The 25,402-nt window shown below is 62.9% G+C and carries 29 protein-coding genes; 13 read left to right on the forward strand and 16 right to left on the reverse strand.

What is annotated here, in order from left to right; all coding sequences use genetic code 11:
* Positions 1-115: 115 nt before the first annotated feature.
* Positions 116-904 carry a YfaP family protein gene (locus tag GSM73_RS20175; protein WP_047229732.1) on the reverse strand — a complete coding sequence of 263 codons (789 nt, stop codon included), beginning with the start codon at positions 902-904 and terminating at the stop codon, positions 116-118.
* A 496-nt stretch (positions 905-1,400) separates the two neighbouring features.
* On the opposite strand from GSM73_RS20175, the gene GSM73_RS20180 reads away from it, so the two are divergent.
* The 4 genes from GSM73_RS20180 (at position 1,401) to GSM73_RS20195 (ending at position 6,560) form a co-directional block, all read left to right on the forward strand.
* Complete coding sequence (locus GSM73_RS20180; RefSeq protein ID WP_047229733.1) at positions 1,401-1,643, forward strand: exodeoxyribonuclease VII small subunit; 243 nt, start codon at positions 1,401-1,403, stop codon at positions 1,641-1,643.
* Positions 1,640-2,527, forward strand: coding sequence for a (2E,6E)-farnesyl diphosphate synthase (gene ispA, locus GSM73_RS20185; protein ID WP_047229734.1), 888 nt, complete (start codon positions 1,640-1,642; stop codon positions 2,525-2,527). The genes GSM73_RS20180 and ispA overlap by 4 nt, the downstream gene beginning before the upstream one ends.
* Before the next feature lie 105 nt (positions 2,528-2,632).
* Positions 2,633-4,531 carry a 1-deoxy-D-xylulose-5-phosphate synthase gene (gene dxs, locus GSM73_RS20190; RefSeq protein ID WP_047229735.1) on the forward strand — a complete coding sequence of 633 codons (1,899 nt, stop codon included), beginning with the start codon at positions 2,633-2,635 and terminating at the stop codon, positions 4,529-4,531.
* A gap of 148 nt (positions 4,532-4,679) precedes the next feature.
* A complete protein-coding gene (locus GSM73_RS20195; protein WP_160893663.1) occupies positions 4,680-6,560 on the forward strand; it encodes a TonB-dependent receptor domain-containing protein in 1,881 nt (626 codons plus the stop codon).
* Positions 6,561-6,697: 137 nt separating this feature from the next.
* Here the strand turns inward: GSM73_RS20195 and GSM73_RS20200 are convergent, their stop codons facing one another.
* The 12 genes from GSM73_RS20200 to nrdR all read right to left on the reverse strand — a co-directional run bounded on the left by GSM73_RS20200 (position 6,698) and on the right by nrdR (position 15,367).
* Entirely contained in the window at positions 6,698-7,495 is a 798-nt protein-coding gene (locus GSM73_RS20200; RefSeq protein WP_047229736.1) for a cobalamin-binding protein, read from the reverse strand.
* A complete protein-coding gene (locus tag GSM73_RS20205; RefSeq protein ID WP_047229737.1) occupies positions 7,495-7,914 on the reverse strand; it encodes a hypothetical protein in 420 nt (139 codons plus the stop codon). Before GSM73_RS20205 ends, GSM73_RS20200 begins: the two co-directional genes overlap by 1 nt.
* Positions 7,911-8,528 carry a GTP cyclohydrolase II gene (gene ribA / locus GSM73_RS20210; RefSeq protein ID WP_047229738.1) on the reverse strand — a complete coding sequence of 206 codons (618 nt, stop codon included), beginning with the start codon at positions 8,526-8,528 and terminating at the stop codon, positions 7,911-7,913. The genes GSM73_RS20205 and ribA overlap by 4 nt, the downstream gene beginning before the upstream one ends.
* A 109-nt stretch (positions 8,529-8,637) precedes the next feature.
* Positions 8,638-9,396 carry an ABC transporter substrate-binding protein gene (locus tag GSM73_RS20215; RefSeq protein ID WP_076383461.1) on the reverse strand — a complete coding sequence of 253 codons (759 nt, stop codon included), beginning with the start codon at positions 9,394-9,396 and terminating at the stop codon, positions 8,638-8,640.
* Between the two features lie 11 nt (positions 9,397-9,407).
* Positions 9,408-9,911 carry a phosphatidylglycerophosphatase A gene (locus GSM73_RS20220; protein ID WP_047229740.1) on the reverse strand — a complete coding sequence of 168 codons (504 nt, stop codon included), beginning with the start codon at positions 9,909-9,911 and terminating at the stop codon, positions 9,408-9,410.
* Positions 9,908-10,873, reverse strand: coding sequence for a thiamine-phosphate kinase (gene thiL, locus GSM73_RS20225; protein WP_047229741.1), 966 nt, complete (start codon positions 10,871-10,873; stop codon positions 9,908-9,910). Before thiL ends, GSM73_RS20220 begins: the two co-directional genes overlap by 4 nt.
* Before the next feature lie 18 nt (positions 10,874-10,891).
* Entirely contained in the window at positions 10,892-11,392 is a 501-nt protein-coding gene (gene nusB, locus GSM73_RS20230; RefSeq protein ID WP_047229742.1) for a transcription antitermination factor NusB, read from the reverse strand.
* The gene (gene ribE / locus GSM73_RS20235; protein WP_047229743.1) at positions 11,389-11,865 is read right to left on the reverse strand and encodes a 6,7-dimethyl-8-ribityllumazine synthase; all 477 of its coding nucleotides are present in this window, start codon (positions 11,863-11,865) and stop codon (positions 11,389-11,391) included. The genes nusB and ribE overlap by 4 nt, the downstream gene beginning before the upstream one ends.
* 90 nt (positions 11,866-11,955) lie before the next feature.
* The gene (ribBA, locus tag GSM73_RS20240) at positions 11,956-13,047 is read right to left on the reverse strand and encodes a bifunctional 3,4-dihydroxy-2-butanone-4-phosphate synthase/GTP cyclohydrolase II (RefSeq protein ID WP_076383459.1); all 1,092 of its coding nucleotides are present in this window, start codon (positions 13,045-13,047) and stop codon (positions 11,956-11,958) included.
* Positions 13,048-13,063: 16 nt separating this feature from the next.
* Positions 13,064-13,726, reverse strand: a complete 663-nt coding sequence (locus tag GSM73_RS20245; RefSeq protein ID WP_160893665.1) for a riboflavin synthase — start codon at positions 13,724-13,726, stop codon at positions 13,064-13,066.
* 46 nt (positions 13,727-13,772) lie between these two features.
* Positions 13,773-14,906 carry a bifunctional diaminohydroxyphosphoribosylaminopyrimidine deaminase/5-amino-6-(5-phosphoribosylamino)uracil reductase RibD gene (gene ribD, locus GSM73_RS20250; protein WP_076383457.1) on the reverse strand — a complete coding sequence of 378 codons (1,134 nt, stop codon included), beginning with the start codon at positions 14,904-14,906 and terminating at the stop codon, positions 13,773-13,775.
* Positions 14,903-15,367: a transcriptional regulator NrdR gene (gene nrdR, locus GSM73_RS20255; protein WP_024778359.1), complete on the reverse strand. Its 465-nt coding sequence runs from the start codon at positions 15,365-15,367 to the stop codon at positions 14,903-14,905. Before nrdR ends, ribD begins: the two co-directional genes overlap by 4 nt.
* Positions 15,368-15,494: 127 nt before the next feature.
* Here nrdR and GSM73_RS20260 point away from each other — a divergent pair, with 127 nt between their 5' ends.
* The 3 genes from GSM73_RS20260 (at position 15,495) to trxA (ending at position 17,599) form a co-directional block, all read left to right on the forward strand.
* Positions 15,495-15,965, forward strand: coding sequence for a YbaY family lipoprotein (locus GSM73_RS20260; RefSeq protein ID WP_047229747.1), 471 nt, complete (start codon positions 15,495-15,497; stop codon positions 15,963-15,965).
* Positions 15,962-16,615: a methyltransferase gene (locus GSM73_RS20265; protein WP_076383455.1), complete on the forward strand. Its 654-nt coding sequence runs from the start codon at positions 15,962-15,964 to the stop codon at positions 16,613-16,615. Before GSM73_RS20260 ends, GSM73_RS20265 begins: the two co-directional genes overlap by 4 nt.
* Positions 16,616-16,726: 111 nt before the next feature.
* Positions 16,727-17,599, forward strand: a complete 873-nt coding sequence (gene trxA / locus GSM73_RS20270) for a thioredoxin (protein WP_076383454.1) — start codon at positions 16,727-16,729, stop codon at positions 17,597-17,599.
* A 67-nt stretch (positions 17,600-17,666) separates the two neighbouring features.
* Here trxA and GSM73_RS20275 read toward each other — a convergent pair whose 3' ends face one another.
* Positions 17,667-18,014, reverse strand: a complete 348-nt coding sequence (locus GSM73_RS20275) for a hypothetical protein (protein WP_047229750.1) — start codon at positions 18,012-18,014, stop codon at positions 17,667-17,669.
* A gap of 132 nt (positions 18,015-18,146) precedes the next feature.
* Here GSM73_RS20275 and GSM73_RS20280 point away from each other — a divergent pair, with 132 nt between their 5' ends.
* From GSM73_RS20280 to GSM73_RS20300, 5 genes are all read left to right on the forward strand, one after another.
* Positions 18,147-18,737: a DUF2796 domain-containing protein gene (locus GSM73_RS20280; protein WP_076383453.1), complete on the forward strand. Its 591-nt coding sequence runs from the start codon at positions 18,147-18,149 to the stop codon at positions 18,735-18,737.
* A gap of 161 nt (positions 18,738-18,898) precedes the next feature.
* Positions 18,899-19,609: an ABC transporter ATP-binding protein gene (locus tag GSM73_RS20285; RefSeq protein ID WP_076383452.1), complete on the forward strand. Its 711-nt coding sequence runs from the start codon at positions 18,899-18,901 to the stop codon at positions 19,607-19,609.
* A 1-nt stretch (position 19,610) separates the two neighbouring features.
* Complete coding sequence (locus GSM73_RS20290) at positions 19,611-20,876, forward strand: ABC transporter permease (protein ID WP_047229753.1); 1,266 nt, start codon at positions 19,611-19,613, stop codon at positions 20,874-20,876.
* Between the two features lie 11 nt (positions 20,877-20,887).
* A complete protein-coding gene (locus GSM73_RS20295) occupies positions 20,888-21,406 on the forward strand; it encodes a DUF3299 domain-containing protein (protein WP_047229754.1) in 519 nt (172 codons plus the stop codon).
* 256 nt (positions 21,407-21,662) lie between these two features.
* Positions 21,663-22,361 carry an OmpW family protein gene (locus GSM73_RS20300; RefSeq protein ID WP_107321784.1) on the forward strand — a complete coding sequence of 233 codons (699 nt, stop codon included), beginning with the start codon at positions 21,663-21,665 and terminating at the stop codon, positions 22,359-22,361.
* A 135-nt stretch (positions 22,362-22,496) separates the two neighbouring features.
* Here GSM73_RS20300 and GSM73_RS20305 read toward each other — a convergent pair whose 3' ends face one another.
* Both GSM73_RS20305 and GSM73_RS20310 read right to left on the reverse strand, forming a co-directional pair.
* Positions 22,497-23,426 (reverse strand): NAD-dependent epimerase/dehydratase family protein, encoded by a 930-nt coding sequence (locus GSM73_RS20305; protein ID WP_076383450.1) that lies wholly within the window; start codon positions 23,424-23,426, stop codon positions 22,497-22,499.
* Entirely contained in the window at positions 23,419-24,303 is an 885-nt protein-coding gene (locus GSM73_RS20310) for a sugar nucleotide-binding protein (protein ID WP_076386543.1), read from the reverse strand. The genes GSM73_RS20305 and GSM73_RS20310 overlap by 8 nt, the downstream gene beginning before the upstream one ends.
* A gap of 300 nt (positions 24,304-24,603) precedes the next feature.
* On the opposite strand from GSM73_RS20310, the gene GSM73_RS27640 reads away from it, so the two are divergent.
* Positions 24,604-25,402: DEAD/DEAH box helicase (locus GSM73_RS27640; RefSeq protein WP_256677005.1), on the forward strand; the 799-nt coding region annotated here is incomplete at its 3' end.

Genomic DNA, 25,402 nt, shown 5'->3' on the forward strand with positions numbered 1-25,402 from the left:
CCGATCAGCAGCGCCGGCCAGCGGCGCACAGGTTTGGTGGCGGGGGCCGGCGCGGTCGGGGAAGCAGTGTTGTCGCTCATATTCACAAGGGCCTGTTCATCCGTGGAGCGGATACTTAGTAGTTGAAAGTCTTGACCAGCAACAGATCGCCGATGGCGCGCAGGGGCACGACAAAGGTTTCGCGTTTTTCATCGACGGTGTTTTCGTTGAGCACCAAGTTGATCTGCGAGGTGATCACCTCGTTCTGGTTGCTGGTTTCTTCGAAGTTGTAGCCACCGTTGCTGTAGTTGCCCCAGTAGTTCACATAGACCAGGTAGGTACCGTGCATCGGCGCGGTCATGGTGAACATCTCAGGGCCAGGGCCATCGACGCCATCGGGGTCGAGGCCGCCGCCGTTGCTCAGCGCCGGCCGGCCGAAGAACGCATGCTGGCCGTCGGGGGTGACGATGTGCAGGTCCAGCTCGGCCTTGGGATCGTCCCAGCCCAGCACCACGCGGATCTGCGCCGGGGTTCGCTGGTTGTTGGCTTCATAGAACTGCACGCGCTTGAGGGACTGGCCTGCGGAGCTGCGTACCTCGACGCTGTTGGAGCCAGCGCCAAAGGCATACGGGCGGGCGAAACGCCCTTCATCGTCGGTATAGAGATTCAGTGGATTGCCGTTGACGGCCAGGCTGTGGGGCGCTCGGGCCGTGCCCATGGCCTTGAGCCGACCCTCGATCATCGTGCGATTGCGCTGCACGCCGCGGTCGATGGGCGGCGTGGGATAGGCCACGCGCGGGTTTTCAGTGCGATCGAGCAAGCCGCTGTAGCGCCAGCCGCCGACGGGTTCCGACAGCTCGGCGGCAGGCTCGGCCCACGCCAGTGGCGCGCCCGCCAGCACGATCAACAATGAAAGAAAACGCATGTCTGCCTCCTGCCATGCATGACCCAACCCGGCGCCCTTCCTCGGCGCGCCTGTCATTATTCGGGTTACGTCTGAAGGCCCCGCCACAAGGGGCCCGTAGATGCGGCGAAGGTTAGCGATTCGGCGGATTATTCACAATCAGGGAACGCGCGAATCTGTGTGGGAAATCACGTACTGAGGGGGGCGTGAGCCGATTAGCGCGGCTATTCGGCTCACGAAATGAGCCGAATACGGAAACTGACGTAGCTTCGGAGGTAATCCCGTTGCCTCTATTGGCGCTGGCGAAGCCTGCGATCTTTTAACTTTCGCTCAAGATTCAATTGGCAGGGGGAAGATCGCAGCCTCGTTGCACTCGACAGTTCCTACGGTCCAGCAGGAGCTTGCCCCTTACCAAAAAGCAGCGCTTCACAGACCGCGCAAGTCCTGCTCTGATTTGCCCCAATACCCCATGTCTGCTAGTGTCGCGCCCGTTTAACAGTCAACCGGAATCGCCGCCATGGCCCGCAAAAAAGCTGCACTGGACTTCGAACAATCTCTGGCCGACCTGCAAACGCTGGTCGAGCGGCTGGAGAACGGCGAGTTGTCGCTGGAAGACTCGCTGACCGCCTTCGAGCAGGGCATCGGCTTGACTCGCGACTGCCAGGCGGCGCTGGCCCAGGCCGAGCAAAAGGTGCAACTGTTGCTCGAACGCGATGGTGAGCTGACCGAAGAGCCTTTCGACGCGGACCAGCCTGAATGATCGGCGCTTATCAGGCCGGCAGTCAGGCCCGGGTCAACGCGGCACTGGATACCCTGTTCACCGCCCCAAGCCCTGAGCTGGCGCGGTTGTACGAGGCCATGCGCTACAGCGTGATGAACGGCGGCAAGCGCGTGCGTCCGCTGCTGGCCTACGCGGCGTGCGAAGCCTTGGGCGGCGCCCCTGAACAGGCCAACGGCGCGGCCTGCGCCGTGGAGCTGATCCACGCGTATTCGCTGGTCCATGATGATTTGCCAGCCATGGACGACGACGATTTGCGTCGCGGCCAACCCACCACCCACAAGAAATTCGACGAAGCCTGCGCGATCCTGGCCGGTGACGGCTTGCAGAGCCTGGCGTTCAGCGCCCTGCTGGAGCCGACGCTGAACGATTGCCCGGCGCAGATTCGCCTGGACATGGTCAGCGCCCTGGCGCTGGCGGCAGGCCCGGCCGGAATGGTCGGCGGTCAGGCCATCGACCTCGGTTCGGTGGGCCTCAAGCTGGATCAGAGCGCGCTGGAATACATGCATCGGCACAAGACCGGCGCCTTGATCGAGGCCAGCGTCAAACTCGGTGCCCTGGCCAGCGGTCGGGCCACGCCTGACCAATTGCAAGCCTTGCAGACCTACGCCCGGGCCATTGGCCTGGCGTTCCAGGTGCAGGACGACATCCTTGACGTCGAAAGCGATACCCAGACCCTGGGCAAACGCCAGGGCGCCGATATCGCTCGCGACAAACCGACCTACCCGGCCCTGCTCGGCCTCGACGCTGCCAAGGCCTATGCCCTGGAGTTGCGCGACCAGGCCTTGAGCGCGCTGCGACCCTTTGACGCGGCGGCCGAGCCGTTGCGCGAGCTGGCCCGATATATCGTCGAACGCCGTAGCTGATACGGGGTCAGACTGCGTATCGGCCAAGTTCCGGCCTACGCGTGGGCAGCTTGCGATGCATAAGGTAAACTGCCGCCTCTTTCTATACCTATAACGATTCGCCTGATGCCCACGACGTTTCAAGAGATTCCCCGCAAACGCCCGACCACGCCGCTGCTGGACCGCGCCAACACGCCGGACGGCTTGCGTCGCCTGGGTGAAGCCGAGCTGGAAACCCTGGCCGATGAGTTGCGCCTGGAGCTGCTCTACACGGTCGGCCAGACCGGTGGCCACTTTGGCGCCGGCCTTGGCGTCATCGAGCTGACGATCGCGCTGCATTACGTATTCGACACCCCGGACGACCGGCTGGTGTGGGACGTCGGTCATCAGGCCTATCCGCACAAAATCCTCACCGGCCGTCGCGAGCGCATGGGCACGCTGCGCCAGAAGGACGGTGTGGCAGCGTTTCCGCGGCGCTCCGAGAGCGAGTACGACACCTTTGGTGTCGGCCACTCCAGCACCTCCATCAGCGCCGCCCTGGGCATGGCGATTGCCGCCCGTCTGCAAAACAGCGAGCGCAAGGCGATTGCCGTGATCGGTGATGGCGCTCTGACGGCAGGCATGGCTTTCGAGGCGCTGAACCACGCACCGGAAGTCAACGCCAACATGCTGGTGATCCTCAACGACAACGACATGTCGATCTCGCGCAACGTCGGCGGGTTGTCCAACTACCTGGCGAAGATTCTTTCCAGCCGCACCTACGCCAGCATGCGTGAAGGCAGTAAAAAGGTGCTCTCGCGCCTGCCAGGCGCCTGGGAAATCGCTCGCCGCACCGAGGAATACGCCAAGGGCATGCTGGTGCCCGGTACGCTGTTCGAGGAGCTGGGCTGGAACTACATCGGCCCCATCGACGGCCATGACCTGCCCACTCTGATCGCCACCCTGCGCAACATGCGCGATCTCAAAGGCCCGCAGTTCCTGCATGTGGTCACCAAGAAAGGCAAAGGCTTCGCCCCGGCGGAAGTCGACCCGATCGGTTACCACGCCATCACCAAGCTTGAGCCGGTGGACGCCCCGGCCACCGCCCCGAAGAAGGCCAGCGGACCGAAGTATTCCGCTGTGTTCGGCCAATGGCTGTGCGACATGGCCGCCGCCGACCCGCGCCTGGTGGGCATTACCCCGGCGATGAAGGAAGGCTCGGACTTGGTGGCCTTCAGCGAACGCTACCCGCAGCGCTACTTCGACGTGGCGATTGCCGAGCAGCACGCTGTCACCCTCGCCGCCGGCATGGCGTGTGAAGGTGCAAAACCGGTGGTGGCGATTTATTCGACCTTCCTGCAACGCGGCTACGACCAGCTTGTTCATGACGTCGCGGTGCAGAACCTCGATGTGCTGTTCGCCATCGACCGTGCAGGTTTGGTAGGCGAAGACGGCCCGACCCACGCCGGCAGCTTCGATCTTTCGTTCCTGCGCTGCATCCCCGGCATGTTGCTGATGACGCCGAGCGATGAAAACGAGTTGCGCAAAATGCTCACCACCGGTCACCTGTTCAATGGCCCGGCGGCGGTGCGCTACCCTCGCGGCAGCGGCCCGAATGCGACCATTGAAGCTGATCTTGAGCCGATCGAAATCGGCAAGGGCGTGATTCGCCGCCAGGGCAAGCAGACCGCCCTGCTGGTGTTTGGCGTGCAACTGGCCGAGGCCTTGAAGGTCGCCGAAACCCTGGACGCCACCGTGGTGGACATGCGCTTCGTCAAACCCCTGGACGAAACCCTGGTGCGCGAAATGGCCGGCAGTCACGAACTGCTGGTGACCGTCGAGGAAAACGCCATCATGGGCGGCGCCGGAGCGGCGGTCAGCGAGTTCCTGGCCCGGGAAAACATCCTCAAGTCGGTGCTGCACCTGGGCCTGCCGGACATCTACGTCGAACACGCCAAACCGGCGCAGATGCTGGCTGAATGCGGGCTGGACGAGGCCGGGATCGAAGCGGCCGTGCGCCAGCGGTTGCAGGTGCTGGGCCGGTAAATCTTCAGACCACACAAATCCCTTGTGGGAGCGAGCCTGCTCGCGATAGCGGTGCGTCAGTCAATATAGATGTCGACTGGTCTTACGCCATCGCGAGCAGGCTCGCTCCCACAGGGGTATGCGTGGAGCCATATTTCTCGGAACACCCATGAAACTGCGCCTCGCCCTGACCTTCTCACTGCTACCAACCACCGAGCTGCTGGCCGACACCTTCGAACGCGACCAGGCCCTCAAGCTCCCCGACGTGGTCATCAGCGCCAACCGCCAGGTCGAGGCCCGCAACGACAGTAGCGCCGCCAACACGGTATTCACCCGTGACGACATCGAACGCCTGCAACCGGCCAGCGTGACCGACCTGCTCAGCCGTGTGCCGGGGGTTCAGGTGGCGCCGCTGGGCGGGCGTGGCAGCCTGCCGGGAATTTACATTCGCGGCACCAAATCGGCCCAGAGCCTGGTGCTGGTGGACGGCCAGCGCATCGGCAACTCCACCTCCGGCGACAGCAACTTGCAACGCCTGAACATCAACCAGATCGAACGGGTGGAAGTGCTGCGCGGTTCGCGCTCAGTGATCTACGGCGCCGACGCGGTGGGCGGGGTGATCCAGATCTTCACCCGTCGCGGTAACGAACAAGGCCTGCAACCGCGCTTGCACCTGGGTTTCGGCAGCCACCAGACCTGGGAGCGCAGCCTGGGCCTGTCCGGCGGTGATGATCGAACACGCTTCAGCCTCGGCGCCAGCCTGGATGAAAGCGATGGGACCAATCGCACCCATGAGTCCTACGCCAGCGACCGTGACCTTGATGCCAACCGCAACCAGTCCTTGAGCCTGAGCTTGAGTCATGAGCTCAACGCTGACCTGGAAGTGGGCCTGAACCTGCTGGATAACCGCGGCAAAAGCGAATACGACAACCCGTTCGGCCGCTTCGACCCGAACACCTTCGAGTCGTTGCCCCAGCAGCCCTACAGTGAATTTGCGGTGAGCAGTTTCAGCACTTATGTCGATGGGCGCATCAACGACGCGTGGAAATCGCGCCTGGAACTGGGCCACAGCGAAAACCGCGAAAAAACCTTCGACAAGCTCAGTGATGTCCGGGAAGTGTTCAACACCTACCGCGACTCGCTGACCTGGCAGAACGATGTAACGCTGGACGATCGCAACAGCCTGATTGTCGGTGGTGATTGGTATGAGGATCGGATCAACAGCAGCACGCCGTATGACGAAGACAGCCGCTGGAACCGTGCGGCGTTTATCCAGCATCGTTTCCGGGGCGAAACGTTCTCCACCGAACTGGGCGTGCGCCGCGACCAGAACCAGCAATTCGGCGCCCAGAATAGTTGGAGCGGCACGTTCACCCTGCCGGTGAATCCGGACAATGATGTACTGCTGACCTACAGCGAAAGCTTCCGCGCACCGACCTTCAACGACCTGTACTACCCGGACTTCAGTAACCCGGACCTTGCGCCCGAAACCGCCAAAAGCTACGAACTGCAATGGCGCAGCCAACTGAGCGACAGCGCCCGCCTGGAGACTTCGCTGTACCGCACGGACCTGGAAGACGCGATTATTTTCGGCAGCAATTCACGCCCACAAAACGTCGCCTCGGCACGAATCAACGGTTTCGAAGCAGCCCTAAGCCAAGAGTTATTCGGCTGGCAGGGCAATTTGGGCCTGGCCATCATCGACCCACGGGACCGCGACAGCGGCCACACCCTGGCCCGCTGCGCCCGCCGGACCTTGAGCCTGGACCTGGACCGCCAGTTTGACCGCTTGAGCCTGGGCGCCACCTGGCAAGCGGTGAGCAGCAGCTACGACGATGAGAACAACCGCAATGCCCTGGGCGGATACGCCCTGCTCGGGTTGCGCGGCAGTTGGACGTTGAACCGCGAGGTGAAGCTGGAGATGAAGGTCGATAACCTGCTGGACAAGGGTTACAGCCGGGCGCTGTATAGCCATGAAGGTGGGCAGTATGGGTATCGTGAGGAAGGCCGGGCCTGGTTGTTTGGGGTGACCTGGACGCCGGCGCTTTGATCCAGAGATTGTGGTGCCGGGACTGACCTCATCGCGAGCAGGCTCGCTCCCGCAATTTGATCCGATGTGAATAAAAAATCAGCGGTGCCACAAATCCCTGTGGGAGCGAGCCTGCTCGCGATTGGGAGCACCGCGGTTTATCTGTCCGGCGCAATTAGCCCGCACAACCGCGCCGTCGCCTCGATCATCTGCCCACTGGGTCGCTCCAGCCCCTTGTCACTGACCAACAGCAGCCGCCCCTGCGCCACCGCCGCCAGCTGCGGCCAGGCTTTCCACGCGTCGAGCTGGGCCTGGTCCGTGGCCAGGATGATCTGCGGATTGCGCTGCAACACTGACTCCACACTCACCTGCGGCGCCGGCAAGGTCAGGTCGGCAAACACATTGCGCGCCCCGCAAACCGCCAGCGCATCACTGATGATCTGCTCGCCGCCAACGGTGTACAGCGGCCGGTCCCAGACCTGATAGAACACCGGCAACGGCGTGTCGCGCCGGTAGCGCTGACGCAACGCCTCAAGACGCCCGCGCAACTGCGCCGCTCGCTCCACGCCCCGTTCCGGGCGGCCGAGTTGCGTGGCGATGGCTTCGATTTGGGTGATGAGCTGGTCGAGACTGTGGGGTTCGGCGACGTAGACAGGAATCTTCAATCCCTTGAGCTGCTGGCGTTGGGCGTTGCCGACGCTGCCGGGCCAGAGCAGGAGTAGATCGGGCCTGAGACTGAGCAAGCGCTCCATGTCCAATTGCCCATAACGCCCCACAGAAGGCAGGTCTTTCAACACCAAGGGCCGATCGCCGCCATCCAACACGCCCACCAGCAGGTCGGCGGAGTCCAGTTCAACCACGATTTCAGACAGGGATGGAGCCAGGCTGACCACACGCTGGGCCGCCACCGTCGAGGCGCTGACGGCCAACAGCAGGACCGCCAGCCAGCGGATCATCAACCGAGCTGACGCGGGATGCGATACAGGTAGAACAAGACCGTCGTGGACAACGCCAGCAGCATCAACGGCACCGCTTCCAGGCCCACGAACACCGCCAGGGCGCCGATCCAGGCCGGCAGGCCAGCAGCGAGAAAGGCCACACGCCGCCGGGCCGCCAAGGCGATCCAGGCTTGAGGCTCTTCGGGGGTGTCGAGGGCTTTTTGGGTGGCGATCAAGGCGTGTTTGTAAGCGCCAAAGAAGCGCAGGCTGACGAACATGGAGGCCACGCCAGCGATAAACAGCGGCATCGCCAGCACCGGCAGAATCGCTTCGCCCTGGCCGAATACCGCGTTGATCACGAACAGCGGCAGCAAGGCCAGCGCCAGGTATTGCCACCAACTGACGGACAGTCGCCGCCGAACCTGACCGCGCGTCACGCCCGATCAACCTCGCCCTGGTGCTCGTTGCCCATCATGTGGTCGAGCTTGCTGGCCTTGGTCGCCAGGTAAAGCTTGTTGTGGGGGTTGTGCCCGGTGTGCAGTGGCACGCGCTCGGCCACCACGATGCCCATATCGGACATCGCCTTGACCTTGCGCGGGTTGTTGGTCATCAAGCGCAGCGACTTGACGCCCAGATGTTCGAGCATCGGCAGGCAGATGCTGTAGTCACGCAGGTCGGCCGCAAACCCCAGGCGCTCGTTGGCTTCGACCGTGTCGGCGCCGCCATCTTGCAGCTCATAGGCGCGAATCTTGTTCAGCAGGCCAATGCCGCGGCCTTCCTGGCGCAAGTAAAGCAGCACGCCACGCCCTTCGCGGGCAATGGCCCGCAGCGCGGCCTCAAGTTGCGAGCCGCAATCACAGCGCTGGCTGAACAAGGCATCGCCCGTCAGGCATTCAGAGTGCAGGCGGCCCAGTACCGGGGCACCGTCGGCGAAATCACCCAGGCTCAGCACGACGTGCTCGCGGCCAGTGGCTTCATCGAGAAAACCATGCATGGTGAATTGCGCAAAAGGCGTTGGCAGCTTGGAAGCGGCAACAAAAACGACAGGCACCGGTGTGCTCCTGATCTATTACTGGAGATTCGCAGAGGCGGGCATTGTAACAGCACGTCCCGACCGACGCTCAGGCTGAATTATCGGCCATAAACATCGAAAAGATTGATTACGGCTTTGGCGGCCTGCCGTGCTCGTCGAAGGGATAGGGTTGTTTCCAGCGTGCAAAAATCGGCTTCAGTCGACCGTTCTTCACCAGCTCAGCCATGCGCCGGTCAAACAGGCCCCGTAGCACCCGACCGTTTTCGGTGTTGGCAAACCCCAGATAGAGCGGCAGATTGATCAGCGGCGAAAGTTTGAATTGCTGGGGATTCTCGGCCTTGGCAAGTACGTTCTCGATTTCCATCAACGCATCGATATAAAAATCGGCGCGATCATGGACCAGCATCGGCAGGATGCCCACGGCACGGTGAATTTCGTTGAATTTGCGGATGTTAGGCAGGTAGCTGTCGTATTCGTAGCCACGCATCCACACCAGCCGATAGTTGCCGACCGTTGCCAATGTAGGAGACGGTTTGGAGGCCAGCCCCAAGGCGTAGATGTGATCTACATCGTAGTGCCATTGAGGATAAAGCACCCCCTCCGACTCATCGAGATAAGCGCCCACCTGCACATCGACCTCACCGCGCTGCACCAGCCCGATTGAACGGGTGTACGGCACGCTGCGGGTTTCCAGCCTCACGCCTGCGGGCTCGAACACTTCACGCAAGATGTCCCACGCCATGCCCTTGCCATCAGCCTGGGAGTAATCCGCCCATTCCTCGCTGGCCGCGCGCACCTTGTCGGGCAGCGCCGTCGGCTCGGCCGCCCGCGCGCCGAAGCAGCCCACCAGACACAACAGCAGTAAGAGTGCGCGGCTTGCGCCCATGCCTGAATCCCTCAGGAGAAACACCACACCAATCCTTGCATCGCCAGCCAGGCGAAGACACCGGCCAATACATCGTCAAGCATGATGCCTACGCCTCCATGCACCTTGCGGTCGATCCAGCGGATCGGCCATGGCTTGAGGATATCGAAGAAGCGGAACATCAGAAAACCCGCCAACAGCCAATACCATCCTTCAGGCACCAGCCACAGGGTAATCCACATGCCGACCATTTCGTCCCAGACGATGCCCTCATGATCGTGCACCCGCAGGTCATCCGCCACCTTGCCGCACAGCCAGAAGCCGAACAGCATGGTGATGCCGAGCATCAGCCAGTAGCCCCAGTCCGGCAACATCTGCCACAACGGTATAAAGGGTAGCGCAACCAGCGAGCCCCAGGTGCCCGGAGCTTTAGGTAAAGTGCCCGAACCGAAGCCGAACGCCAGGAAATGCCAGGGATTACGCCAGACCGAGGGCGGAACGAATTCCGCCGGGACCTGGTTGGGATGATCTGTCACGGTGTCTCCCGAAAATGTTGATAGCCCCGGATTTGCGGGGTGATGTCGTGTCCATCGCTGTCGAGCAGCGCAACACCTTGCCCGGCCACCACGCGACCGATCACATGGATCGGCCAGCCCTCGGCCTGCAACGCCATCAGTCGGACAGATGGCAAGGTGAATAGCAACACGTAATCGTCACCACCGCTCAACGCGGCGTGCGCGGCATTCGCTCGGCCCAGGAACGCTACCAAAGCCTTGGACAATGGCAGGCGGTCACGTTCAACGTGTAACGCCACACCTGACGCCAGGGCGATATGCCCGCAATCGGCCAGCAGGCCATCAGAGATATCCATCGCCGCGCCAGCCTTGCCCCGCAGCGCCAGGCCGAGGTCGATTTGCGGGCGTGGCGACCAATAATGCGCCAGCAGCGGCTCGGCGATATCAGGTTCGGCGGTGCGCTGCCCCAGCACGAGCGGCAATGCGCCAGCGCCATTGCCCAACTCGCCACCGACACATAGCCAATCACCAGGCTGCGCGCCGCCGCGAGTCAGGGCCTGGCCGCACGGCACGCGACCGAACACCGTCAGGGTCATGCTCAACGGCCCACGCGTAGTGTCACCGCCCACCAGCGCGACATCACACGCCTGGGCCATCTGGTTCAAACCACGGGCATAGGCTTGCAACCAATCGGCGGTCACCGTCGGCAAGGTCAGGGCCAGGGTAAATGCAAAAGGAGTAGCGCCCATGGCGGCCAGGTCACTGACCGCCACGGCCAGCGAGCGCTGGCCGAGCAGGAACGGGTCGCAAGGGTCTGGAAAATGCACACCGGCCACAAGGGTATCGGTGGACACCGCCAACTGCTCCCCGGGTGGAACGGCCAGCAAGGCGCAGTCGTCGCCGATCCCGAGCGCAACGCCCTCGCCGCCCTGCGCGCAAGACGCAGCGGCGAAGTAATGACGGATCAGCTCAAATTCGCCCATAGTCGCTGCAAACGCCGGTCAGCGCTTGAACGCCTTCACTTCAGCTTCACGCAGACGCGGGGCCAGCTTGTCGAGTACACCGTTGACGAACTTGTGCCCATCGGTGGACCCGAAGACTTTCGCCAGCTCGATCCCTTCGTTGATCACTACGCGGTAAGGAACGTCGACGCGCTGCATCAGCTCCCAGGTGGACAAGCGCAACACGGCCAGTTCAACCGGGTCCAGCTCTTCGATGGTCAGGTCCAGGCAAGGGGCCAGGGCAATGTCGATTTCGGTCTTGTGGGCCGGGACGCCATGCAGGATCTCGCGGAAGTACGCGCCGTCAACGTCACTGAAATCGTTGTCGACCCGAAACTGCGCTTCAATCTCGTTCAGCGATTGCTTGGCCATGTGCCATTGATACAGCGCCTGGGTCGCGAGCTGACGGGCTTCGCGACGCTTGACGCTCTTCGAAGGCTTGCCGGCATCGGCTGGCTTGGGATCGCGCGGGTTGAAACGATCGCTTTCGTCGCTAATCACTTGGCCTCCAACTGCGCCAGCAGGCTGACCATTTCCAGGGCGGACAGGGCAGCTTCGGCGCCTTTGTTACCGGCCTTGGTGCCGGAACGTTCAATGGCTTGCTCGATGGAATCAACGGTCAGCACGCCGAAGGCGACCGGCACGCCGAATTCCATGGACACCTGGGCCAGGCCCTTGGTGCATTCGCCGGCCACGTATTCGAAGTGCGGAGTACCGCCACGAATGACCGCGCCCAGGGCGATGATCGCCGCATATTCGCCCTTTTGAGCGACTTTCTGCGCAACCAGGGGGATTTCGAAGGCGCCAGGCGCACGGATGATGGTGATGTCGCTTTCGCTCACGCCATGGCGAACCAGGGCATCGACCGCACCGCCAACCAGGCTCTCAACCACGAAGCTGTTGAAACGGCCCACTACCAGAGCGTAGCGGCCTTGAGGGGCGATGAAGGTACCTTCGATGGTCTTCAGGGTCATTCGTCAGATCTCTTAAAGAGCCAGAGCGCGTTCGAATACGCGCTCCTTAGTGATATTAGCCGCGAATACTGAGCCGGAAATCCCGGGCCATTATTCGGAGGGCACGTATTCTACAACTTCCAGGTCGAAACCGGATATCGCATTAAATTTCATCGGTGCGCTCATCAGGCGCATTTTTCGTACGCCCAGGTCCCGCAGGATCTGCGAACCGGCGCCGACGATGCTGTAGGTGGTCGGTTTTTTCACGATGGTGTTATCGCCGGTTTCACGGATGTGCGCCAGCAACACGTCGCCATCGAGCGGGTGTCCGAGCAGCAGGACCACGCCGCTGCCGGCCTCGGCCACCGCGGCCATGGCGGCCCGCAGGCTCCAGCGGCCGGGCTGCTTGACCATCAGCAGGTCGCGCAGCGGGTCCATGTTATGCACGCGCACCAGGGTCGGTTCTTCGGCGCACACGGTGCCCAGGGTCAGCGCCATGTGCACGTCACCTTCCACCGAGTCGCGGTAGGTCACCAGGTTGAACTGGCCCAGTTCGCTGTCCAGCGGCTGCTCGGCAATCCGCTGAACGGTACGTTCGTGGATCATCCGGTAGTGGATCAGGTCGGCGATGGTGCCGATCTTGATGTTGTGTTCGGCGGCAAAGGCCTCCAGTTCCGCGCGACGGGACATGGTGCCGTCGTCGTTCATGACTTCGCAGATCACGCCGCTGGCTTCGAAACCGGCCATGCGCGCCAGGTCGCACGCCGCTTCGGTGTGGCCGGCACGGGCCAGGGTGCCGCCGGCCTGGGCCATCAGCGGGAAGATGTGGCCGGGGCTGACAATGTCTTCGGCCTTGGCGTCTTTCGCGGCGGCAGCCTGCACAGTGCGAGCACGGTCAGCGGCGGAGATCCCGGTGGTCACGCCCTCGGCGGCCTCGATGGACACGGTGAACTTGGTGCCGAAGCCGGAACCGTTGCGCGGCGCCATCAATGGCAGCTTCAAGAGCTCGCAGCGCTCGCGGGTCATGGGCATGCAGATCAGGCCACGGGCGTGCTTGGCCATGAAGTTGATGTGTTCGGCCTTGCAGCACTCGGCGGCCATGATCAGGTCGCCTTCGTTCTCGCGGTCTTCGTCATCCATGAGGATGACCATCTTGCCTTGGCGGATGTCTTCAACCAGTTCTTCGATGCTATTGAGCGCCACGCGGCACCCCCTTGGGTCAGGATTTGAGGTAGCCGTTGGCGGCCAGAAAGCTTTCAGTGATGTTACCGGTTGCAGGCTCTGCGGCCTTGTCGCCCAACAGCAGGCGCTCCAGGTAACGGGCCAGCAGGTCAACCTCCAGGTTGACCCGGCGACCGGGCCGATACGAGGCCATGATGGTTTCGCTTAAGGTGTGCGGAATGATGGTCAGCAGGAACTCGGCGCCATCCACCGCATTGACCGTCAGGCTGGTGCCATCGACGGTGATCGAGCCTTTATGGGCGATGTACTTGGCCAGCTCTTTCGGGGCGCGGATGCGAAACTCCACGGCCCGGGCGTTATCGCTGCGCGAAACCACTTCACCCACGCCGTCGACATGGCCACTGACCAGATGTCCGCCCAGGCGGGTGGTAGGGGTCAGGGCTTTTTCCAGGTTGACCGGGCTGCCGCTCTTGAGATCGTTCATGGCGGTGCAGTCGAGGGTTTCGCGGCTGACGTCCGCCAGGAAACCATTGCCCGGCAGTTCGACGGCGGTCAGGCACACGCCGTTTACCGCGATGCTGTCGCCCAGTTTGACGTCGCTCAGGTCGAGCTTGCCGGTTTCGACATGAACCCGCACGTCGCCGCCCTTGGGGGTCAGTGCACGGATGCTGCCGATGGATTCGATGATGCCGGTAAACATGGAGTCCTCCTCGAGAACGGGCCGCCGCTTGAGCGAAAGCCGGGAATTATACGCGGGCCTGCGAAACGGGAACGGCGATGACTCGCCAGTCATCGCCCACGGCACGGATTTCGGTGATTTTCAGCTCCGGGGCATCTTTCATCTGCGCCAGCGGCCAATCCAGTAACGGTCGTGCCGAAGAGCCGAGGAACTTGCCGGCGATGAAAATCTGGAACTCATCCACCAATCCTTGCCGGGCAAAAGCCCCCGCCAGGCGTGGGCCGGCTTCCACCAGCACTTCATTGACGCCGCGGCCCGCCAGCTCCATCAGCAGGCGACGCAGATCGACCTGGCCATCGTCGCCCGCCACGATCATGCATTCTGGGCCATTGGCGTATTGTTCTTCCACCGCCATGCAGGTAGCGACCAGCGCCGGGCCGGCCTTGAAGAAAGGTGCGTCCAGCGGCACGCGCAGACGACCGTCCACCAGTACCCGCAACGGCGGACGACTCATGATCAGCGCGGTCTGCTGCGCATCCAGGCCCAGTTCATCGGCGCGCACGGTCAGCCGGGCGTTGTCGGCCAGCACCGTATCGGCGCCGGTCAGCACCACACTGGCCTGGGCGCGCAGGCGTTGCACCGCCGAACGTGCAGCGGTACCTGTGATCCACTGGCTTTCGCCGCTTTCCATGGCGGTGCGGCCATCGAGGCTCATGGCGAGCTTGACCCGCACGAACGGCAAGCCGTGTTCCATGCGCTTGAGAAAACCTTCATTGAGCTTGCGGGCTTCGCCTTCCAGCACGCCGCTTTCGGTGGCGATACCGGCCTGGGCCAGCCGCTGCAGGCCGCGCCCGGCGACTTCCGGGTTCGGGTCCTGCATCGCCGCCACCACCCGCGCCACGCCGGCATTGACCAACGCATCGGCACAGGGCGGCGTATGCCCGTGATGGCTGCAGGGTTCGAGGGTCACGTAAGCCGTGGCGCCCCGAGCCTGTTCACCGGCGGCGCGCAGGGCATGGACTTCGGCATGGGGTTCGCCGGTGCGAATGTGCCAGCCTTCGCCGACAACCTGACCGTCACGCACGATCACGCAACCTACCCGGGGATTGGGATGCGTGGTGTAGTGACCGCGCCGCGCCAATTCCAGGGCACGGGCCATGTGTTGGGCGTCGAGGACCGCCTGCTGCGCCGGGCTGGTCATTCTTTCACCGGTTCGCGGGCCAGGCGGTCGATTTCTTCGCGAAATTCGTTCAAGTCCTGGAAACGGCGATAGACCGAGGCGAAACGGATGTAGGCGACTTCATCGAGCTTCTGCAGCTCGGCCATCACCAGTTCACCGACCACCAGGGATTTGACCTCGCGTTCGCCAGTGGCCCGCAGCTTGTGCTTGATGTGCACCAGCGCCGCTTCCAGGCGCTCGACGCTCACCGGGCGTTTTTCCAGGGCGCGCTGCATGCCAGCGCGCAGTTTGTCTTCGTCGAACGGCTGACGGCTGCCGTCGGTCTTGATCAGGCGCGGCAACACCAGTTCAGCGGTCTCGAACGTCGTGAAACGCTCGCCGCAGGCCAGGCATTCGCGCCGGCGGCGGACCTGTTCGCCCTCGGCGACCAGTCGCGAGTCGATGACCTTGGTGTCGTTGGCACCGCAGAAGGGACAGTGCATGGTGGCAGGCAACAAAAAAAGGGAGGGCCATGGTAGCGCATCCCACTGGCAAGACAAGCCATAGGGTTTACGGTATACAGACGGGGTTACCGTCAGCCCCCTGGAATTTACCTTGCTGGAGCCACACATGCCGCTACGATCGCTCGTTTTGCTCAGTCTATTCAGCCTGCTGATGGCGTGCAGCAGCGACGCCCCCAAACCCGATGCCCCCGCCCCGGCCAAGACCCCTGCGCCGAAACAGGCCCAGGAAAAAGCCCGCCAGGCCGCTGAACTGGGGCCGCTACCGGCGCACCAGCGGGAGTTGAGCGGCACCCTGCAAGGGATACCGGCCGGGGCCGAGGTCGAACTGGCGCTGCTGGTGATCGATGACAAGGATCGTCCGCAACAATTGCTCGCCAGCTCCAGCCTGATCGGCAACAACCAGGCCCTGCCCTTTCGCCTGCGCTTCAACCCCGAAGCCTTCCCGGTTGGCGCCCGCGTGGAACTGCGCGGCCGCGCCAGCCAGTCGGGCCAGTTGATCCTGCATCTGCCGGAGCAACGCATCAGCCAGCCGACCACCCAGGCGCTGGGCGCGCTGCAATTTGTCAAAGCGCCATGAATTCACCGCAAGACCTGCAGCACGCGTTGGGCCAGTTGCTTGGAGACGCGCGCCTAGTGGCTTGCCCGCTGCCTGAGACTGAGCTGAAATTGTGGCTGATCGACGGCGATAACATGGACCGCGCGTTCAGCCCGGAAGAAACCCGGCGCATTCTCCACGAACCACCTTACTGGAGCTTCTGCTGGGCCAGCGGCCTGGCCATGGCACGCTATCTGGTCGAACAGCCGCATTGGGTCGCAGGCAAGCGAGTGCTGGACTTCGGCGCCGGTTCCGGCGTGGCGGGTATTGCCGCGCTCAAGGCCGGGGCGCTGGAGGTGGTGGCCTGTGATCTGGATCCTCTGGCGCTTGCTGCGTGCCAGGCCAATGCCCTGCTCAATGACGTAACGCTTGGGTACTCGGAGGATTTTTTCGCCGAGGACGATCGCTTCGACCTGATCCTGGTCGCAGATGTGCTTTACGACCGCGCCAACCTGCCGTTGCTCGACCAGTTCCTCAGTCGCGGCCGCGAGGCCCTGGTGGCCGACTCCCGGGTGCGGGATTTCCAGCATCCGCTGTACCGGCGCATCGAAATGCTCGAAGCCATGACCTTGCCGGATCTGGCCGAGCCCGAGGAGTTTCGGCATGTGAGCCTGTACCACGCGCGGCGTTAGCCTCAAGAGCATCGCGAGCCTGCTCGCGATAAGGCACCGCAACCCCCCGCTTTCAGCCGCCCCCCACCAAGCCGTATAGTTGCCCCATTCAAGCGTTCTACGAGATTCCCCATGACCCAGGACACCCCGTACATCTTCGACGCCACCACTGCCGACTTCGACCAGTCGGTGATCGCCAACTCCTTTCACAAACCGGTGCTGGTGGATTTCTGGGCCGAGTGGTGCGCGCCGTGCAAGGCGTTGATGCCGATGCTGCAGGGCATTGCCGAGAGCTATCAGGGCGAACTGCTGCTGGCCAAGGTCAACTGCGACATCGAGCAGGACATCGTCGCCCGCTTCGGCATTCGCAGCTTGCCTACCGTGGTGCTGTTCAAGGACGGCCAGCCCGTCGACGGTTTCGCCGGGGCCCAGCCGGAGTCCGCCGTGCGGGCGATGCTCGAACCTCATGTACAGATGCCGCCTCCGGCCGCCGCCGACCCGTTTGAACAGGCCCAGGCGCTGTTCGACGAGGGTCGTTTCGCTGATGCCGAGGCCGTGCTCACTGCACTGCTGGGGGAAGACAATACCAACGCCAAGGCCCTGATCCTGTATGCCCGCTGCCTGACCGAGCGTGGTGAGCTGACTGAGGCACAAACTGTGCTCGACGCGGTGAAAAGCGACGAGCACAAGGCCGCGCTGGCCGGGGCCAAGGCGCAGATCCAGTTCCTCGGCCTGGCCAAGGATCTGCCGGACGCCGCCGATCTCAAGGCCCGCCTGGCGAAAGATCCGCAGGACGACGAAGCGGTGTATCAACTGGCAATCCAGCAATTGGCCCGCCAACAGTACGAGCCGGCCCTCGACGCGCTGCTCAAGCTGTTCATCCGCAACCGCAGCTACAGCGAAGGCCTGCCCCACAAGACGTTGCTGCAAGTCTTCGAATTGCTGGGCAACGACCATCCGCTGGTGACGACCTATCGCCGCAAGCTGTTTGCAGCGCTGTACTAGAGGAGCCGTTGCAAGCTGCAAGCTTCGAGCTGCAAGCGGCGATTCGTTTCAGCTTGGGGCTTGCGGCTCAATCCGCGTGCCAACTGTAGAGCGGTGTATCGCCGCCGCTGATGACTTTCACGTCCGGGCTATGGCGCAAGCGCACTAACAGGCGTTTGCCGGCCGGGGCGCTGCCGGTCAGGCCTTCGAGCTGTTCCAGCAGGTCCGGACCGCTCAGTTGCCCGGCCTTGCGCAGCAATTCCCTGGCGATCTGCCACAAGGCATCGTCCTGGTTGGCCGGCCTGGCCGCAGCCGTCGCCGTGTTATCGGGCCTGACCGTTTGCAACTGCGCGCCGAGCTGCGCCCAGTCGCCCTCATCCATGTCGATCGACAAGTCCACCGGCCAATCACCGACGGTTCCGCGTATCCGCAACATTACCGTGCTCCTGAAAATTTCATGTGCCCATGCTCCCATGGGCCTTGCGCGACGCCAAGCAGCCGGTCAAACTCTGCGCACTTTCGTTATAAGATTACATAACAGAACACACATTTTATCTGGAGACTCGTCATGCGCCGTCTGCTTCTCGCCCTGCCGTTCGCCCTGCTGCCCTTGGCTGTCGCCCATGCGGCGGTCGAGCATGACCACGATCATGATCACGAGCACGGCAGCCTCGGCGCCCATGAACACGGTGTCGGCCGGCTGAATGCCGCCCTGGATGGCCAAACCCTGGAACTGGAGCTGGAAAGCCCGGCGATGAACCTGGTGGGCTTCGAACACGCCGCCACCAGCGATGCCGACAAGGCCAAGGTCGCCGCCGTGCGTGCGCAACTGGACAAGCCGCTGGCGCTGTTCAGCCTGCCCGCCGCCGCCAAATGCACCGTGGCCCAGCAGGAACTGGAGAGTCCGCTGTTTGGCGATGAACCGGACCACGATGACCACGACGAAGATGAGCATGGCGACGAACACCACGGCGAACACAGTGAAATCCATGCCCACTACCAGTTCACCTGCGCCACCCCGGGCGAGTTGAAAAACCTGGACCTGGCGACCCTGTTCAAAACCTTCCCGGCCACCCAGAAAATTCAGGTACAACTGATCAGCCCGAGCGGCCAGCAAGGCGTGGAAGTGACGGCCAAGGCACCCACCCTGAAATTCTGATTGACCGCAAAACCAATGTGGGAGCGAGCCTGGTGGGAGCAAAGCTTGCTCGCGATGGCGGTTCGATTGTCGACACCCAAGTTGAATGTGACGGCCTCATCGCGAGCAAGCTTTGCTCCCACCGGTATTCCCACAGGTATTCATCTTTTGAACCCGCAAACATGACTCAAGCACTCATCGAACTGTCCGACCTGGGCTTCAGTTGGCCCGGACATCCACCCTTGCTGGATATCCCGGCGTTTCGCCTGGAGGCGGGAGAGACGCTGTTTCTCAAAGGCCCCAGCGGCAGCGGCAAGACCACGCTGCTGGGGCTGCTGGGCGGTGTGCAGACACCGGACCGGGGCAGCATTCGCCTGCTCGGCCAGGAACTCACCGAACTGGGCGCCGGGGCCCGCGACCGCTTTCGCGTCGACCACACAGGCTACATCTTCCAGCAATTCAACCTGCTGCCGTTTCTCTCGGTGCGCGAGAACGTTGAACTGCCCTGTCACTTCTCGAAACTGCGTGCGCAACGGGCGATCCAGCGTCACGGCAGCGTCGATCAAGCTGCTGCCACGCTGCTGGCGCACTTGGGCCTGACCGACACGAATCTGCTTGGGCGCCGCGCCGACTCGCTGTCCATCGGCCAGCAGCAACGGGTAGCAGCCGCCCGGGCATTGATCGGCCAGCCGGAACTGGTGATCGCCGACGAACCCACCTCGGCACTGGACTACGACGCCCGGGAAAACTTCCTGCGGCTGCTGTTCGCTGAATGCCGCGAGGCTGGATCGAGCCTGCTGTTCGTCAGCCATGACCAGAGCCTGGCGCCGCTGTTCGACCGCAACCTCTCGCTGGCCGATCTCAATCGCGCCGCCACGCCACTCGAGGTCTGAGATGTATTTGTTCCGTCTTGCCATGGCCAGCCTGGCGAACCGCCGTTTCACCGCGATCCTCACCGCATTCGCCATCGCCCTTTCGGTGTGCCTGCTGCTGGCGGTAGAGCGGGTACGCACCGAGGCGCGGGCCAGTTTCGCCAGCACCATCAGTGGCACCGACCTGATCGTCGGTGCCCGCTCGGGTTCGGTGAACCTGCTGCTGTATTCGGTGTTTCGCATCGGCAACGCCACCAACAACATCCGCTGGGACAGCTTCGAGCAGTTCGCCAGCAACCCGAAAGTGAAGTGGGCGATCCCCATGTCCCTGGGCGATTCCCATCGCGGCTACCGGGTGATGGGCACGACCGAGGCCTACTTCGAGCATTACCAATACGGTCGCCGGCAACACCTGGCGCTGGCCGAGGGCCGCGCATTCGCCACCGATCCATTCGAAGTGGTGCTCGGCGCCGAAGTGGCCGAGGCGCTGCATTACACGCTGGGCGACAAACTGGTGCTGGCCCACGGCGTGGCGGTGGTCAGCCTGGTCAAGCACGATGACAAGCCCTTCACCGTGGTCGGTATTCTCAAGCGCACCGGCACCCCGGTGGACCGCACGCTGCACATCAGCCTCGGCGGCATGGAAGCGATCCACATCGACTGGAAAAACGGTGTGCCGGCCCAGGGCAAGGGCCGCATCAGCGCCGACCAGGCCCGCAACATGGACCTGACGCCCAAGGCGATCACCGCGTTCATGCTTGGCCTCAACAGCAAGATTTCCACCTTCGCCCTGCAGCGCGAGATCAACGAGTTCCGCGGCGAGCCGTTGCTGGCGATCCTGCCCGGCGTGGCGTTGCAGGAGTTATGGAGCCTGATGGGCACGGCGGAAAAAGCCTTGTTCGTGATTTCGCTGTTCGTGGTGCTGACCGGTCTGATCGGCATGCTCACGGCGATCCTCACCAGCCTCAACGAGCGGCGGCGGGAGATGGCGATCCTGCGCTCGGTGGGCGCGCGGCCGTGGCACATCGCGACCCTGCTGGTGCTCGAAGCCTTCGCCCTGGCGCTGGCCGGGGTCGCCGCCGGGCTGGCCCTGCTGTACATCGGCATCGCCGCCGCGCAGGGTTATGTGCAGTCGGCCTATGGGTTGTATCTGCCATTGGCCTGGCCGAGCGAATATGAATGGACGCTGATGGCTGGCATTCTGGTCGCCGCTCTACTGATGGGCAGCGTGCCGGCCTGGCGCGCCTATCGCCAATCGTTGGCCGATGGCCTGTCGATCCGTTTATGAGGACGTTGAAGATGCCCCGCGCTTTGCTTGCGCTGTTGATGACGGTCGCCCTACCGCTGTGGGCGGCCGAACCGAGGGACTTGTCGTGGCAGGAAATGATCCCGCCGGACGCACCGCCGGAAGTGCCGAACATGACGCCCCTGCACGACCTGTCGCAGATGAGCGATGCCCTGGCCGCCGAAGCGGCCCCGGCGGCCAAGCAGGATCTGCCCAACGCGCCGGTGGTCAAGGAACTCGACGGCCAGCAGATTCGTTTGCCGGGTTACATCGTGCCGCTGGAAGTCAGCGAGGAAGGCCGCACTACGGACTTTTTGCTGGTGCCGTATTTCGGCGCTTGCATCCACGTACCGCCACCGCCGTCGAATCAGATCGTGCATGTGAAAAGTGAAATCGGGGTCAAGCTCGACGAGTTGTACCAGCCGTACTGGGTCGAAGGGCCGATGCAGGTCAAGCCGTCCACCAGTGAACTGGCCGATGCCGGGTATCAGATGGCGGCTGAGAAGATTTATGTGTATGAGCTGCCGGAGTGAATCTGGTGGTGATGTGTTGGCAATGGAATAGCTATCGCGAGCAGGCTCGCTCCCACAGTTGACCGAGTTGCTTCAGAAGGAATCCGGTCCAATGTGGGAGCGAGCCTGCTCGCGATGGGGCCCTCAAGATTTCCTCATCATCATTTTATTGAGCTGAGTCAATTAATAGACCCAGACTCATTGAGCTGAGTCAAAAGACCGCCCTAGAGCGCTGCGTACCATGAGACATCAATTTTAGATGCCCTCTGGAGCTCCCATGCAAAAGTCTCTGCTCAGCGCTTCCCTCGTGGCCCTCGCGCTCGCCTCCCCGCTCGCCCAGGCTCATACCGCTGGCGACATCATCGTTCGCGCCGGCGCCATCACCGTCAACCCGGAAGCCGACAGTTCCAGCGTCAAGGTCGATCGTGGCCCGCTGGCCGGCGCCGACCTGGGCGGCAAGGCAACCATGAGCAGCGACACACAGCTAGGCCTGAACTTCGCCTACATGATCACCAACAACCTGGGCATCGAACTGCTGGCCGCATCGCCGTTCGAGCACGATGTGAAGATCAAAGGCACCGCCCTGGGTGCGGCCAACAACAAGCTCGGTACCCTCAAGCACCTGCCGCCAACCCTGAGCCTGGTCTACTACCCGCTCGACGCCACGTCGGCCTTCCAGCCTTACGTCGGCGCCGGCATCAACTACACCTGGATCTACGATGAACACGTCGGCAGCGAAGCCAGCGCCAACGGCTTCAGCAACTTCCGGGCGAGCAACAGTTGGGGCATGGCGTGGCAAGTGGGCGCCGACTACATGCTGACCGACAACATCATGGTCAACGGCCAGATTCGCTACATCGACATCGACACCACCGCCTATGTGGACAACAACGCCGTGGCCAGCGGAACCCGGGCCAAGGTGAATGTCGATGTGGACCCTTGGATCTACATGGTGGGGTTGGGTTACAAGTTCTAAATCATTCTTGAGAGTAAGAAAAAACCTGTGGGAGCGAGCCTGCTCGCGATTGCGATGGATCAGCCGGCATTGATGCCAGCTGACAAACCGCTATCGCGAGCAGGCTCGCTCCCACAGTTTTTGGTGGCGTAGGATTCAGCGTCCCAGCAGCCGCGCCAGCCCCACGCTCATCGGCGTCTGTTGTGGAAAGCTGAAGCGCTCCAACAGCCGGCGATTGTCAGCCCGGGAATGGCGGATGTCGCCGGAGCGCGCCGGGCCGTAGCTGATCGGCGGCAGATCGCCCACCACCGTGGCCAGGGCCTGGAGCAATTGCTTGAGGGTCGTGGCCTGGTTCCAGCCGACGTTCACCGCGCCCACTTGCACCTCAGGTGTTTCGATAGCCTGCACCAACAGGTCCACCAAGTCTTCGACGTAGACAAAATCCCGGGTCTGCTCGCCGTCGCCGAACACCGTGATCGGCAGGCCTTTCTGTGCCCGTTCGCTGAAGATGCTGATGACCCCGGAATAGGGCGAGGACGGATCCTGGCGCGGGCCGTAGATGTTGAAGAAGCGGAACACCACCGGCTCCAGTGCGTGCTGGCGGCGGTAGAAGTCCAGGTAGAACTCGCTGGCCAGCTTGTCCGAAGCATATGGCGTGAGCGGAGCCTTGGGCGTGTCTTCGTCGATGGACTCACCTTCGCCGTTGTTGCCATAGACCGCTGCGCTGGAGGCGAACAGCACCCGCTTCACCCCGGCCTGGCGCATGGCTTCGCAGACATTGAGGGTGCCGATGAAATTGCTCTGGTGCGTACGCACCGGGTCGTCCACCGAGGCCTGCACCGAAGCCACTGCTGCCAGGTGCGCCACGGCGCTGCAACCGGCCACGGCCCGGGCTACCAGCGCCGCATTGGCCACGTCGCCTTCGATCAGTTCAACCAGAGGGTTGTCCAGCGGCAGGTTACTGCGCTTGCCGGTGGACAGGTCATCGAGGATGCGCACCGAATGGCCCTTGGCAAGCAAGGCGTCGGTCAGGTGCGAACCAATGAAACCAGCGCCGCCGGTGATTAAAACAGGACCTTCAGCCATGACGATAAAACCTATCCAGTAAGCCCGGGAGTGCAGCGCGCCAGGCGCGGGGCTTGATCCCGAACGTGTGCAGAATTTTCTTGCAGGCCAGCACCGCATGCTGCGGTTCTTCCGCGGCGTCCGGCCGTGCGGCGTGTGCCTGGGGGGTAGGCGATTCGATTGCCAGGGGATGCAGGGCCCGGGCTTCGGTGAGGATCGCCTGCCCCAGCGCCAGCGGCGTGGTCGCCTCATGCCCGGCATAGTGGTAGGTGCCCCACAACGGCGCGGCGCAATCGAGTTGCTTGAGCACCGAGATGATCACCCGCGCCGCGTCGTCCACCGGCGTCGGATTGCCCCGACGGTCGTCGGCCAACAGCAGGTCTTCGGGTTGTTCGGCCCGGGCCAGGAAACGTCCCAGGATGCCGTCGGCGCTGTCGTCCAGCAGCCAGCCGAAACGCAACAGCACATGTTGTGGACAGGTGGCGCGCACGCTCTGCTCAATCCGCCACAACGCCTGCCCGCGCAGCCCCAAGGGCACAGGTTCGTCCTTTTCGCTGTAGGCCGTAGCGCGGGATCCATCAAACACGCGATAGCTCGACGGTTGCAGCAAAATGATGTTGTGATGCTGGCACAATTCGGCCAGCCGCTCGACGGCGCGCTCCTGGCTGGCCAGGCGCTGCTCGCTGACGGTCTCAGCCTGGAACCAGTCGAAGTAGTACGCCAGGTTGATCAAGGCGTCCGGTCGAGTGTCGTCCAGCAGCTGCGTCAGGCTCGCGGCATCCCAGCCGTCTTCGGGGGGGCGGGGGGCAAGAAAACCGATGTCTTCTTCCGCACCGAGGCGAATCAGCGCCTGCCCAAGGGCATTTCCGCCGCCCAGTAACATAAGGCGCATTCGCATAAAGTCAGCAGGCCCGGTCTGTTGGCAAAAGAATTGGGTCGACAACGCCCGCAGGCGTTGTCGGAATCGTTGCATTTTGCGGGTTTAGTGCGCAACCGTCATCCGTAAAGTGCAGATCCGGTATTTGTGTAAGGTTCACAGGCTCTATCGCGAGCAGGCTCGCTCCCACAATGGAGCGAGTCTCTTCAGAAAGAATGCCGTCGAATGTGGGAGCGAGCCTGCTCGCGATGAGGCCCTCCCAGGCCAGGCATCGCTCAGAGGTACTTGCATCTTCCCCATCCCACCCGCATAACTGCCCACATGAATCTGCCCTTCCCAGCCGACCACGCCATGGCAGGCTTTCATCCCGCCGTTCGCGCCTGGTTCAGCCAGACATTCCCGGCGGTAACGGCCGCTCAGGCCCGGGCGTGGCCGTTGATCGGGCAGCGCCGTTCGACCCTGGTGGCTGCGCCCACGGGATCGGGCAAGACCCTGACGGCATTTCTTGCCGTACTGGATGACCTGGTACACCGAGGCCTGGAACAAGGCGGTCTGCCGGACCAGACCCTGGTGGTCTACGTCTCGCCGCTCAAGGCACTGAGCAACGACATCCAGATCAACCTGCAAAACCCACTGGCCGGCATTACCGAACAATTGCGGCAGATGGGCCTGCCGCCGTTGCACATCACCACCGCCGTGCGCACCGGAGACACGCCACAAAAAGACCGCACAGCGATGCGCAAGACCGCGCCGCATATTCTGGTGACCACCCCCGAATCGCTTTACGTGCTGCTCGGCTCCGATTCCGGCCGGCAAATGCTCGCCAGCACCCGCACCGTGATTGTCGACGAGATCCACGCCATCGCCGCCAGCAAACGTGGCAGTCACCTGGCCTTGAGCCTGGAGCGTTTGCAAGCGCTGTGCGCCGAACCGCTGATGCGCATCGGTCTGTCCGCCACGCAAAAACCCATCGAAGCGGTGTCGCGTTTTCTCGTTGGCCAGGGGCGCAGCTGTGAAATCGTCGACATCGGCCACGCCCGCCCCCGGGACCTGGACATAGAAGTGCCACCCGTGCCGCTCTCGGCGGTGATGGCCAATGATGTGTGGGAACTGGTCTACA

This window comes from Pseudomonas sp. PICF6, assembly GCF_009831705.1.
In the GTDB taxonomy this organism is placed as follows: Bacteria; Pseudomonadota; Gammaproteobacteria; order Pseudomonadales; family Pseudomonadaceae; genus Aquipseudomonas; species Aquipseudomonas rhizophila.